Here is a 12674-nt window from a genome sequence, read left to right on the forward strand (position 1 = left end):
CTGTATGCGAACGATGGCGTTCCGGTCGTTCTCGCAGGTCAGCGGGCATGCCGACGGGCGGGCACCCCGGCCCCGGGGTGCCCGCCCGTCGCGTTGGAGGGTTCTTGCTCCTCCTTCGTCCCGCGCTGCGCGAGGCTGTGTCTACTTGGTTCCACGCTGCGTGAGGAAGGCGTCCACCTCGGCCCGGACCTCCGGGGTGTCCAGGCCGCGGACGGTCATCGTGGTGCGGCGGCGCAGCACGTCGTCCGCGGTGTACGCCCACTCGTGGTCGGCCGCGTAGGCGACCTGCGCCCAGACGTCCGGGCCGTCCTCGTGGATCGGCCGGCCGAGCTCCGGGTTCTCGTCGATCATCCGGGCGATGTCGAAGGACAGCGTGCCGTAGTGGCTGGCCAGGTGCTTGGCGACCAGCGGCTCCATCCGCGAGCCGGGCTCGCGGTCGATCAGCAGGCGGTGCGCGACGGCGTTCGGGGCGCCGACGCCCGGCAGCGGCACGGTCGGGGCGATCGGGGACATGTCCTCGCCGAGCGAGGTGCCGGGCACGTGGGCCAGCTTCTCCAGTACGGTGCGCCCGATGTGGCGGTAGGTGGTCCACTTGCCGCCGGCGACCGACAGCATGCCGCCCTTGCCCTCGGTGACGACCGTCTCGCGCTTGGCGGCGGCGGTGTCGCCCGGACCGCCGGGCAGCACCCGCAGGCCGGCGAAGGTGTAGGTGATCAGGTCGCGGTCGAGGTGCTCGTCGCGGATCGCGTGCGCGGCCTCGCCGAGGATCTGGTCGACGTCCGCCTCGGTGGCCCGGACGTCCTTCGGGTCGCCGGTGTACTCCTCGTCGGTGGTGCCGAGCAGGACGTGGTCCTCCCACGGGATGGCGAAGGAGACGCGGTACTTGTCGATCGGGATGGTCAGCGCGGCGCGCCACGGGGAGCGGCGCTTGACCACCACGTGGGCGCCCTTGGACAGGCGGATCGACGGCGCGGCGCCGGCGTCCTCCAGCCGGCGCAGGTGGTCCACCCACGGGCCGGTGGCGTTCAGCACCAGGCGGGCGTCGACGCCGAACTCGGTGCCGTCCATCCGGTCCTTCAGCTCGGCGCCGGTGACCCGGCCGCCGGTGAAGCGCAGGCCGGTGACCTCGGCGTGGTTGAGCACGACCGCGCCGGCCTCGACGGCGGCGCGCACCGTCATCACCGCGACGCGCGAGTCGTTCATCTGGTGGTCGCCGTAGACGGCCACCGAGCGCAGGCCCTCGGTGCGCAGCGCGGGCACCTGCTGGGCGGCGTGCGCGGCGGTGGAGACCCGGCCCATGCCGTCGCGGAAGGCGGAGAGCGCGGAGTACAGGAACACGCCGGCGCCGAGCTTGGGCGCGCTGTGCGGGCCGCCCTTGTAGACCGGGACGAAGAAGGTCAGCGGATTGACCAGGTGCGGGGCGACGTCGGTGGAGAGCGCGCGGCGCTCCTTGTGGTTCTCGGCGACCAGCTTGACCGCGCCGGTCTGCAGGTAGCGCAGACCGCCGTGGACCAGCTTCGAGGAGGCGCTGGAGGTGGCGCCGGCGAAGTCGCCGGCGTCGACCATGGCGACCTTGAGACCGGCCTGGGACGCGGTCCAGGCGACGGCGGTGCCGAGGATGCCGCCTCCGATCACCAGCAGGTCGTAGGTGGCCTTGCCGAGCAGTTCGCGGGTCTCGGCGCGGGAGGCGGTGCGGCCGGCGGTCAGCTCGGCGCCCAGGGTCGGAATGGTAGCCATGGTGTGTGTACGGCGCGCGGGTCGGGCGGCGCCGTTACTCCTCTCGGTGTGCGTACGGCCCCTGCGGAGAGGCCGGTGGCCCGGTGCGGCGGGCCGGTGGAACGGGAGCGGGCCGGCCGGGGCGGCTGCCCCGACCGGCGTCGCGGTCAGTCGGTCTCTTCCTCCTCCACCCAGCCCATGGTGCGCTCGACGGCCTTGAGCCACTTCTTGTACTCGCGCTCCCGGGTGGCCTCGTCCATCCGCGGGGTCCACTCGGCGGCGCGGTGCCAGTTGGCCCGCAGGGTGTCGAGGTCGCTCCAGAAGCCGACCGCCAGGCCGGCCGCGTAGGCGGCGCCCAGGGCGGTGGTCTCGGCCACGTACGGGCGCTCGACCGGGGCGTCCAGGACGTCGGCGATGTTCTGCATGAGCAGGTTGTTGCTGGTCATGCCGCCGTCGACCTTGAGGGCGGTGAGCTCGACCCCGGAGTCCTTCTGCATGGCGTCGACGACCTCGCGGGTCTGCCAGGCGGTGGCCTCCAGGACGGCCCGGGCCAGGTGGCCCTTGGTGACGTACCGGGTGAGGCCGGCGATCACACCGCGGGCGTCGGAGCGCCAGTACGGGGCGAACAGGCCGGAGAAGGCCGGGACGAAGTAGGCGCCGCCGTTGTCCTCGACCGTGTTGGCCAGGGTCTCGATCTCGGCGGCGGTGGAGATGATGCCGAGCTGGTCGCGCAGCCACTGGACGAGCGAGCCGGTGACGGCGATCGAGCCCTCCAGGGCGTAGACCGGCTTCTGGTCGCCGATCCGGTAGCCGACCGTGGTCAGCAGGCCGTGGTAGGAGTTGACGACCTTCTCGCCGGTGTTGAGCAGCAGGAAGGTGCCGGTGCCGTAGGTGGACTTGGCCTCGCCCTCGTCGAAGCAGGTCTGGCCGAACAGCGCGGCCTGCTGGTCGCCGAGCGCGGAGGCGACCGGCACGCCCGCCAGGTCGCCGACGGCCTCGCCGTACACCTCGGCGGAGGAGCGGATCTCCGGCAGGACGGCCATCGGCACGCCCATCGACTCGGCGATCTTCTCGTCCCACTCCAGGGTGTGCAGGTTCATCAGCATGGTGCGGCTGGCGTTGGTCACGTCCGTGACGTGCCGGCCGCCGTCGACACCGCCGGTGAGGTTCCAGATGACCCAGGTGTCCATGGTGCCGAAGAGGATGTCGCCGGCCTCGGCGCGCTCGCGCAGGCCCTCGACGTTGTCCAGCAGCCAGCGGATCTTCGGGCCGGCGAAGTAGCTGGCCAGCGGGAGGCCGGTCTCGCGGCGGAAGCGGTCCTGGCCGACGTTGCGGCCCAGCTCGCGGCAGAGGGCCTCGGTGCGGGTGTCCTGCCACACCAGCGCGTTGTGCACCGGCTCGCCGGTGTGCCGGTCCCACAGGACGGTGGTCTCGCGCTGGTTGGTGATGCCGACGGCGCGGATGTCGTCCCTGGTCAGGCCGGCCTTCTCCAGCGCACCGCGGACGACCGACTGCACCCGGGTCCAGATCTCGGTGGCGTCGTGCTCGACGTAGCCGGGCTGGGGGAAGATCTGCCGGTGCTCCTGCTGGTCGACGGAGACGATGCGGCCGTCGGCGCCGAAGATGATGCAGCGGCTGGAGGTGGTGCCCTGGTCGATCGCGGCGATGTAGTTGCCCGTGGAGGTCATGAGGGTCCTCGGCTCGAGAAGGTGTGCGGGGGAGGGTGGGCCTGACTCTCGGGTCAGTCCCCGGGGGCGGGCGGGGCACAAACCCCGTCGGTCAGAACGCGAGGTGGTACAGGCCGCCGGCCAGCAGACCGCCGATGACCGGGCCGGCCACCGGGATCCAGGCGTAGGACCAGTCCGAGCCGCCCTTGTTCGGGATCGGCAGCAGCGAGTGGACGATGCGCGGGCCGAGGTCGCGGACCGGGTTGATGGCGTACCCGGTCGGGCCGCCGAGGGACAGACCGATGCCGACGACGGTGAAGGCGACGATCAGGATGCCGGTGCCGGAGAGGCCGAGGCCCTTGGTCAGGCCCTGGGTGAGGATGGCCAGGGCGAGCACGAAGGTGCCGATGATCTCGGTGAGCAGGTTCTGGACCGGGTTCCGGATCTCGGGGCCGGTCGAGAAGATGCCGAGGGTGGGCTCCTGGTTGGCCTGGAACTGGCCGAGGTAGGTGAGCCACACGAGGACGGCGCCGATCATCGCGCCGATCAGCTGGGAGACGAGGTAGATCGGGACCTTGCTCCAGTCGCCGGTGTCGACGGCGATGGCCAGGGTCACGGCCGGGTTCAGGTGCGCGCCGGACTTCGGGGCCGACATGTAGGCGGCGATCATCACCGCGAAGCCCCAGCCGAAGGTGATCGCCAGCCAGCCGGCGTTGAGGGCCTTCGACTTCTTGAGCGTCACGGCGGCGCAGACGCCACCACCGAGGAGTATCAGCGCGGCGGTGCCGAGGGTTTCGCCGACGAAGATGTCGCCGTTGGAGAACGCGGACACAAAGACTCCCTTGTCCATATGGCCCGGAGGTGCGGGTGGGGGCAGGGGCCGGGCGATCGCTGGGCGGGTGAGCGCCTTGTGGGAGTGATCTGCACGGCCATCGTTCGACAATGTCGACCGTCATGCGGAAGCTTCCTCCCCGGGTCGCCCTCGCGTCAAGGCCGGGTTACGCAGCTGTGACCCTTGGCTCGCCGTGCTACCCGGTGTTGGCGGATGGATAGGTGGAATTTTGGACAAAACGGTAAGGCGCGGACGGGCATTTCGCCCGTCCGCGCCTCTGCGTGAACGTTTCTCCGGTGTGTCTCGGGGGTGCCTCCGGGGTGTTCTCCGGTGTGTCGGCGGGCCCGCGGCTCAGAACCGCCCGGCGCCCAGGTCCCGGGAGATCGCGCGCGCCGCGCTGCGCACCGACGCGACCAGCGAGGGCTTCACGAAGCCGTCCTCGCAGACCCGCTCGACCGCGCCGCTGATGCAGACCGCGCCCACCGGGTTGCGCCGCCGGTCCTGGATCAGCGCGCCGATCGAGGCCACGCCCTCCCAGGTCTCCTCCACCGAGTCCGCCCAGCCGCGCTCGCGGATCAGCGCCGCCTCGGCGTCCACGTCCGCCGGCTCGGTCAGCGTCCGCGCGGTGTACGACTCGAACGGACCCTCGCCCAGCTCGCCGCGCGCCACCGGGTCGTAGGCCAGCAGCACCTTGCCCAGTGCGGTCGAGTGCAGCGGCTGCATCGAGCCGACCTCCAGCACCTGCCGGGTGTCGTCCGGCCGGAACACGTGGTGCACGATCAGCACCCCGCGCTGGTGCAGCACCCCGAGGTAGACGGTCTCCCCGGCAGCCCTGGCCAGGTCGTCGGCCCACACCAGGGCCCGCGCCCGCAGCTCGTGGACGTCCAGGTAGCTCTGTCCGAGCCGCAGCAGCTCGGCGCCCAGCTGGTACTTGCCGCTCTCCGGGTCCTGCTCCACGAACCCCTCCTGCTGGAGGGTGCGCAGGATGCCGTGCGCGGTGCCCTTGGCGAGGCCCAGCGCCGTCGCGACCTCCGACAGGCCCAGACGGCGCTCGCCGCCGGCCAGCAGGCGCATGATCGCGGCGGCCCGGGAAAGCGACTGGATCGGGCCGGGCATGGGTACCTCCGCGCTGAGAGGCGGTCGACAATGTCGACCGCAGTGGTGACGGCACGAGTCTGCCAGGCCGTCGCCGTTCCGTGCACCTTCCCCCTCGGTAACCCCGCCCCGGCCCGCCGGCCGGGCGCCCGGACCGCCCGCGGCCCCGGACGGTCCGCGCGGCCGGTCCGGGGGATCAGCCCGCCCGTCCGGCGGCCGCCACCTCCGCCGCCACCTCCGCGGCCACCGCCCGGATCGCGTCCGGCCCGACCCGGCAGCAGCCGCCCACCAGCCGCGCCCCGGCCGCCAGCCACCCGGCCACCCGCCGCGCCTCGAAGGTCGGCTCGCCGCACCACGCCCCGGCCGCCGCGTCCCAGCCCTCACCGCTGTTCGGGTACACCACCACCGGCTTGCCGGAGACCCGCGCCGCCAGCGGCACCGCCCGGTCCGCCTCCTCGGGCGCGCAGCAGTTCACCCCCACCGCCACCACCTCGTCCGCCTCCGCCGCCAGCGCGAACGCCTCCGCCAGCGGCTGCCCGGCCCGGGTCAGCCCGCCCGCCGCGCCGAACGACAGCCAGGCCGGCACCCCCAGCCCCCGCACCGCCCGCAGCAGCACCCGCGCCTCCTCGACGTCCGGCACCGTCTCCAGCGCCAGCACGTCCGGGCCCGCCGCCGCCAGCGCCTCCAGCCGCGGCCGGTGGAACGCCTCCAGCTCGGCCGCCGTCAGCCCGTACCGGCCCCGGTACTCCGAGCCGTCCGCCAGCACCGCCCCGTACGGCCCGACCGACGCGGCCACCCACCGGCGCGGCCCCGGCAGCCCGCGCGCCGCCTCCCGCGCCAGCTCCACGCTGCGCGCCAGCAGCCGGGCCGCCCCGTCCCGGCCGATCCCGCGCCGGGCGAAGCCGGCGAAGCCCGCCTGGTAGCTCGCGGTGATCGCGACCTGCGCGCCCGCCGCGAAGTACGCCCGGTGCGCCGCCAGCACCGCCTCCGGCGCGTCCGCCAGCAGCCGCGCCGACCACAGCTCGTCCGCCAGGTCGTGGCCGGCCGCCGCCAGCTGGTCGGAGAGTCCGCCGTCCAGCACCAGCGGCCCGGCCGCCAGCGCGGCGGCGAAGCCGGGTGCACCGGGTGTGCGGGGCGCTTCCATCGCGGCCTCCTCGGGTGAACGTCCTGGTCACAGGGTAGAAGCCGGTGGGCGGGGGAGTGGTGCGGAAAATGATTTGCCGCAGAGTCAAGAGGTCGCTACGTTGTGCTCATTCCGAGAAGGACGCCCGTCCGGCGGCAGAGAGGAGCGCGCCCGTGGACACCACCGAGCAGGAGTGGCTCGCCGCCTACGACCCGCGCGCCTTCACCCCGGTCGCCGTCACGGTCGACGTCGTCGCCCTCACCCTGCGCCACGGCCGCCTGCACGTCCTGCTCGTCGAGCGCGCCCTGCCGCCCTACCAGGGCCGCTGGGCCCTGCCCGGCGGCTTCCTGCGGGCCGGCGAGGAGAGCCTCGACGAGGCCGCCGCCCGCGAGTTCGCCGAGGAGACCGGCCTGCACGGCACGGTCGAGGCCGAGGCGGCCCTCAGCCGCATCCACCTCGAACAGCTCGGCAGCTACGGCATACCCGAGCGCGACCCGCGGATGCACGTGGTCTCCGTCGCCTACCTCGCCTTCGCCCCGGACCTGCCCGACCCGCAGGCCGGGACCGACGCGGCCCACGCGGCCTGGCACCCCGTCACCGCCCTCGACCTCCGGCCCGCCGGCCGGTCCGAGACCGCCGGTGCGCCCGCCGACACCCACGGGGGTGGCGTCGACGGGCGCACCGGCTCCGCCGAGCCGTCCGAGCCCGCCGAGCCGCTCGAACCGGGCGGCCTCACCCCCATCGAGCTCGCCTTCGACCACGCCCGGATACTCGCCGACGGCCTCGACCGCGCCCGCGCCAAGATCGAGTACAGCCCGCTGGCCACCGCCTTCCTCCACCACGACTTCACCATCCCCGAGCTGCGCGCCGTCTACGAGGCCGTCTGGGACGAGAAGCTCCACCCCGGCAACTTCCACCGCAAGGTGCTCTCCGTCCCCGGCTTCGTCGAGGGCACCGGCAGCACCACCGACCGCGGCGGCGCCCGCGGCGGCCCCCGCGCCCGCACCTACCACGCCGGCGACGCCTGCCTCCTCCACCCCGCGCTGCTGCGCCCCACCCGCAGTGATCCCCGCCCGGATCCCGCGACCCCCGCCCCGCCCCCGTCCGCCCGCACTACCATCCGGCCATGACGACTCACGAGGCCGGTACGGTGCGCCACCAAGCCAACTCCCACTGCCACTTCTGCGGCACCCCCTACCCGCCCGGCACCTGCGCCTGGCCCCGGACCTGCCCCCGCTGCACCGAGATCAGCTACCGCAACCCGCTGCCCGTCGTCGTCACCCTCCTCCCGATCACGGCGCCCGCCGACACCGCCCCGGGACTCGTGGTGATCCGTCGCACCATCGAGCCCGGCTACGGCGAACTCGCCCTCCCCGGCGGCTACGTCGACTACGGCGAGAGCTGGCAGCAGGCCTGCGTGCGCGAACTGCGCGAGGAGACCGGCATCCTCGCCGAGGCCGCGGACATCACCCTGGTCGCCACCGACTCCGACACCAACGGCGGCTTCCTCTGCCTCTTCGGCCTGCTCCCCGCCCGCCCGCTCGCCGCCCTCCCGCCCTCCGTCCCCACCGACGAGACCGACGGCTGGCAGCTCGCCACCCCCGAGACCCCGCTCGCCTTCCCCTTCCACACCCGCGTCTCCCGCTCCTGGTTCAACGGCGAGTTCACCCGCCTCTGACCAGGCAACCAGGCCGCCGACCGACCGGCAGGGCAGACCCTGGCGCACCGGCCGATCACATGGCAGGGTCTGCACCGACAGCCCCCAACCGGACGCGGGCCCTGCCACAAGCATCCCCGTCCGCCCTCATCACCGGCCGGGAGACCACCACCGTGAGCACCCCACCCCAGAACCAGCCACTCTGGCGCCCCAACCCCGCTCGTGCCGCCGGCACCGGGATCGTGGCCTTCCAGGCCTGGGCCGCCGAGCACCACGGCGCCCCGGCCGCCCCGCTCGCTCCCGCTGCCGACGACGACCAGGCCGCCGCCCGCTACGCCGCCCTGCACGCCTGGTCGGTCGAGGACCTCGACCGCTTCTGGACCGCCGTCACCCAGTGGTACGACGTCCGCTTCACCGAGGCGCCCGACGCCGTCCTCGCCGACCCCGCGATGCCCGGCGCCCGCTGGTTCCCCGGCGCCCGCCTCAACTACGCCGAACACGCCCTGCGCGCCGGCGAGGACGGCCCCGACGCTGAGAAGGGGGCCAACGCCGACCGCCCGGCGATCCTCCACCTCGACGAGACCACCGACGAGCCCGTCGTCCTCACCTGGGCCGAACTCCGCCGCCAGGTCGGCTCCCTCGCCGCCGCCCTCCGGGCCCGGGGCGTGCGCCCCGGCGACCGGGTCGGCGCCTACCTGCCCAACATCCCGCAGGCCGCCGTCGCCCTCCTCGCCACCGCCGCCGTCGGCGCCGTCTGGACCAGCTGCGCCCCCGACTTCGGAGCCCGCAGCGTCCTCGACCGCCTCCAGCAGATCGAGCCCGTCGTCCTCTTCGCCGTCGACGGCTACCACTACGGCGGCAAGGACCACGACCGCACCGAGGTCGTCGCCGAACTCCGCCGCGAACTCCCGTCGCTGCGCACCGTCGTGCACGTCCCCCTGCTCGGCGCCCCCGCCCCCGAGGGAGCCCTGACCTGGGACGACCTGGTCGCCGCCGACACCGCGCCGGTCTTCGAGCAGGTCCCCTTCGACCACCCGCTCTGGGTCCTCTACTCCTCCGGCACCACCGGCCTGCCCAAGGCCATCGTGCAGAGCCAGGGCGGCATCCTCGTCGAGCACCTCAAGCAGGCCGGCCTCCACCTCGACCTCGGCCCCGCCGACCGCTTCCTCTGGTACACCTCCACCGGCTGGATGATGTGGAACTTCCTCCTCGCCGGCCTCCTCGTCGGGTCCACGATCGTCACCTACGACGGCAGCCCCGGCCACCCCGACACCGGCGCCCTCTGGTCCGTGGCTGCCCGCACCGGCGCGACCGTCCTCGGCACCTCCGCCGCCTACGTCATCGCCAGTCGCAAGGCCGACCTGCACCCCGGCCGCGACCTCGACCTCTCCGCCGTCCGCTGCATCGGCACCACCGGCTCCCCGCTGCCGCCCGACGGCTTCCGCTGGATCTACGACGAGGTGAAGGAGGACGTCTGGCTCGCCTCCGTCAGCGGCGGCACCGACGTCTGCTCCTGCTTCGTCGGCGGCGTCCCCACCCTCCCCGTCCACCTCGGCGAGATCCAGGCCCCCTGCCTCGGCGCCGCCGTCGAGTCCTGGGACGTCAACGGCCGGCCGCTCACCGACGAGGTCGGCGAACTCGTCGTCACCAAGCCCATCCCCTCGATGCCCACCGGCTTCTGGAACGACCCCGAGGGAACGCGCTACCACGACAGCTACTTCGACATGTACCCCGGCGTCTGGCGCCACGGCGACTGGATCACCGTCACTTCCCGCGGCACCGTCGTCATCCACGGCCGCTCCGACTCCACCCTCAACCGCCAGGGCGTCCGGATGGGCTCCTCGGACATCTACGAGGTCGTCGAACGCCTCCCCGAGATCGCCGAATCCCTGGTCATCGGCCTCGAAGAGCCCGACGGCGGCTACTGGATGCCGCTCTTCGTCGTCCTCACCCCCGGCGCCGAGCTCGACGACGACCTCATCGGCCGCATCCGCACCTCGCTGCGCACCGAGCTCTCCCCGCGCCACGTCCCCGACGAGGTCATCGCCGTCCGCGGACTGCCGCACACCCTGACCGGCAAGCGCATCGAGGTCCCGGTGAAGCGCCTGCTCTCCGGCACCCCGCTCGACCAGGCCGTCAACCCCGGCTCCGTCGACAACCTCGACCACCTCCGCTGGTTCGAGCAGCTCCGCCGCGACCGCGCCGCCGCCGCGCAGTAGCCGGGAAGCTGCCGGACACACCGGAGGGGCCCTTCCACTGTGGCTGTGGAAGGGCCCCTCCTGGTGTTCTCCGGCGGCTTCCCGGCTACTCGCCCGACAGCACCTGCTGCGCCGCGGCCCGCGCCTCCTCGGCGCTGTCCGCCGCCCGCGCCGCCTCGGCGGCCCGGCGGCACTGCGCCAGCGTGTACTTGGCCAGCGCGGTCCGCACGTAGGGGATCGACGCCGCGCCCATCGACAGGCTGGTGACACCGAGACCGGTCAGCACCACGGCCAGCAGCGGGTCCGACGCGGCCTCGCCGCAGACGCCGCAGCTCTTGCCCTCGGCCCGCGCGGCGTCGGCCGCGAACGCGATCAGGTCGAGCAGCGCCGGCTGCCACGGGTCCTGGAGACGGGCCAGCGCACCGACCTGGCGGTCGGCGGCGAAGGTGTACTGGGCGAGGTCGTTGGTGCCCAGCGACAGGAACTCGACCTCCCGGAGGATCGAGCGCGCCCGCAGCGCGGCCGACGGAATCTCCACCATCGCGCCGAACTTGGCGCTCAGTCCGGCCTCACGACACGCCTCGGCGAACTCCTTGGCGTCCTTGCGGTCGGCCACCATCGGGGCCATCACCTCGAGGTGCACCGGCAGGCCCTCGGCGGCCGTCGCCAGTGCCCGCAGCTGGGTCCGCAGCACCTCCGGGTGCTCCAGCAGGGTGCGCAGACCGCGCACGCCCAGCGCCGGGTTCGGCTCGTCGGCCGGGGTGAGGAAGTCCAGCGGCTTGTCCGCGCCCGCGTCGAGCACCCGGACGACGACCCGGTTCTCCGGGAACGCCTCCAGCACCTTGCGGTACGCCTCGACCTGCTTCTCCTCGCTGGGCGCCTTCGCCGAGTCGTCCAGGAAGAGGAACTCGGTGCGGAACAGCCCGACGCCCTCGGCGCCCGCCGCCAGCGCGGCCGGCAGATCGCCCGGACCGCCGACGTTGGCCAGCAGCGGCACCTTGTGGCCGTCGGAGGTGGCACCCGGGCCGGAGGAGGCGGCGAGCGCCGCCTTGCGCTCGGCGGCGATCCGGCGCAGCTCCTCCTTCTTCTCCTCGCTCGGCTCGATCAGCACGTCACCGGAGCTGCCGTCCACGGCGACGACCGTGCCCTCGGCGACATCGGTCGCCGCCGGCAGGGCGACCACGGCCGGCACGCCCATGGCCCGCGCCAGGATGGCGCTGTGGCTGGTCGGGCCGCCCTCCTCGGTCACGAAGCCGAGCACCAGCGTCGGGTCCAGCAGCGCGGTGTCGGCCGGCGCGAGGTCCCGGGCGAACAGCACGTACGGCTCGTCGCTGTCCGGCACACCCGGCATCGGCACGCCCAGCAGCCGCGCGACGATGCGGTTGCGCACATCGTCCAGGTCGGCCACCCGGCCCGCCAGGTACTCCCCGGCGGAGGCGAGCAGCGCCCGGTAGGAGGCGAAGGCGTCGTAGACGCCGCGCTCGGCGCTGCTGCCGACCGCGATCCGGCGGGCGACGTCGGCCATCAGCTCCGGGTCCTGCGCCATCAGCGCCTGGGCCTCCAGCACGGCCTGGGCCTCGCCGCCGGCCAGGTTGCCGCGGGCGATCAGGTCCGCGGCCACCGCCTCGACGGCCGCCTGGGCACGGGCCTGCTCGCGCGGAGCGTCCTCGGTCGGGATCTGGGAGGCCGGGGGCTCCAGCACCGCCGTCCCCATGTGCCGCACCTGGCCGATCGCGACCCCGTGGCTGACACCCACGCCGCGCAGCGTCTTCTCCATGTCTGTCTCCGTGAGTGAGGCGGCCCCGCCGGGTACCGCTGTGTGCCGGGCCGCCCCGGCCTGGACGGCGGGGCGGGTGTGTAGCGAAGGAAGGGGAGAGGTCAGCTCCAGTCGAACAGGGCGTCGCCGACGGCGACCTCCCCGCTCTCCAGCAGTCCGCCCAGCGCGTCGGCGGAGGCCTCCAGCGCGACGATCGGCGAGATCGGCGACTTGCCGGCGGCCTCGACGGCGGCCGGGTCCCACTTGATGACGGCCTGGCCGCGGGTGACGGTGTCGCCCTTGCTGACGAGCAGTTCGAAGCCCTCACCGTTCAGCTGGACGGTGTCGATGCCCAGATGCGTCAGGACACCGTGCCCGTCCGCGTCGACGACGACGAACGCGTGCGGGTGCATCGACACGACCACGCCGTCCACCGGGGCAACGGCCTCGGTCTGCTCGCGCACGGGGTCGATCGCGGTGCCGGGGCCGACCATCGCACCCGAGAACACGGGGTCCGGCACGCCGGCGAGCCCGACGACCTTGCCGGTCAGCGGCGACGTCACAGTGGTCATGGTTGAGCCTCCCAAGTGCGCAATACAGGCGAGCGGCCGCGAAGGCGGCAGGGCGATC

The 12674-nt window shown here is 73.7% G+C and carries 10 protein-coding genes; 3 read left to right on the forward strand and 7 right to left on the reverse strand.

The genetic code is table 11. The features are described from left to right. Nucleotides 1-141 precede the first annotated feature (141 nt). The 5 genes from ACFCLZ_RS32420 to mmuM form a co-directional block, all read right to left on the reverse strand. Complete coding sequence (locus ACFCLZ_RS32420) at nt 142-1737, reverse strand: FAD-dependent oxidoreductase (RefSeq protein WP_380281447.1); 1596 nt, start codon at nt 1735-1737, stop codon at nt 142-144. 146 nt (nt 1738-1883) lie between these two features. Continuing rightward, nucleotides 1884-3404 (reverse strand): glycerol kinase GlpK, encoded by a 1521-nt coding sequence (glpK, locus tag ACFCLZ_RS32425; protein ID WP_380281448.1) that lies wholly within the window; start codon nt 3402-3404, stop codon nt 1884-1886. Nucleotides 3405-3495: 91 nt separating this feature from the next. After that, the gene (locus ACFCLZ_RS32430; protein ID WP_380281449.1) at nt 3496-4233 is read right to left on the reverse strand and encodes an MIP/aquaporin family protein; all 738 of its coding nucleotides are present in this window, start codon (nt 4231-4233) and stop codon (nt 3496-3498) included. 333 nt (nt 4234-4566) lie between these two features. Next, nucleotides 4567-5331: an IclR family transcriptional regulator gene (locus ACFCLZ_RS32435; protein ID WP_380281450.1), complete on the reverse strand. Its 765-nt coding sequence runs from the start codon at nt 5329-5331 to the stop codon at nt 4567-4569. 175 nt (nt 5332-5506) lie between these two features. Beyond that, nucleotides 5507-6454 carry a homocysteine S-methyltransferase gene (mmuM, locus tag ACFCLZ_RS32440; RefSeq protein WP_380281451.1) on the reverse strand — a complete coding sequence of 316 codons (948 nt, stop codon included), beginning with the start codon at nt 6452-6454 and terminating at the stop codon, nt 5507-5509. A gap of 152 nt (nt 6455-6606) precedes the next feature. On the opposite strand from mmuM, the gene ACFCLZ_RS32445 reads away from it, so the two are divergent. Genes ACFCLZ_RS32445 through ACFCLZ_RS32455 form a run of 3 tightly spaced genes read left to right on the forward strand, consistent with a single transcriptional unit; the run spans nt 6607 to nt 10309 of the window. After that, entirely contained in the window at nt 6607-7563 is a 957-nt protein-coding gene (locus tag ACFCLZ_RS32445; RefSeq protein WP_380281452.1) for an NUDIX domain-containing protein, read from the forward strand. Next, on the forward strand, nt 7560-8111 hold the full coding sequence (locus ACFCLZ_RS32450) for an NUDIX domain-containing protein (RefSeq protein WP_380281453.1): 552 nt from the start codon (nt 7560-7562) through the stop codon (nt 8109-8111). Before ACFCLZ_RS32445 ends, ACFCLZ_RS32450 begins: the two co-directional genes overlap by 4 nt. A gap of 59 nt (nt 8112-8170) precedes the next feature. Then, complete coding sequence (locus tag ACFCLZ_RS32455) at nt 8171-10309, forward strand: acetoacetate--CoA ligase (protein ID WP_380281454.1); 2139 nt, start codon at nt 8171-8173, stop codon at nt 10307-10309. An 85-nt stretch (nt 10310-10394) separates the two neighbouring features. Here ACFCLZ_RS32455 and ptsP read toward each other — a convergent pair whose 3' ends face one another. Then, nucleotides 10395-12065, reverse strand: a complete 1671-nt coding sequence (gene ptsP / locus ACFCLZ_RS32460) for a phosphoenolpyruvate--protein phosphotransferase (protein WP_380281455.1) — start codon at nt 12063-12065, stop codon at nt 10395-10397. A gap of 101 nt (nt 12066-12166) precedes the next feature. Beyond that, on the reverse strand, nt 12167-12616 hold the full coding sequence (locus tag ACFCLZ_RS32465; RefSeq protein WP_380281456.1) for a PTS glucose transporter subunit IIA: 450 nt from the start codon (nt 12614-12616) through the stop codon (nt 12167-12169). Nucleotides 12617-12674 lie beyond the last annotated feature (58 nt).

This window comes from Kitasatospora purpeofusca (genome assembly GCF_042691725.1).
GTDB lineage: Bacteria > Actinomycetota > Actinomycetes > Streptomycetales > Streptomycetaceae > Kitasatospora > Kitasatospora purpeofusca_B.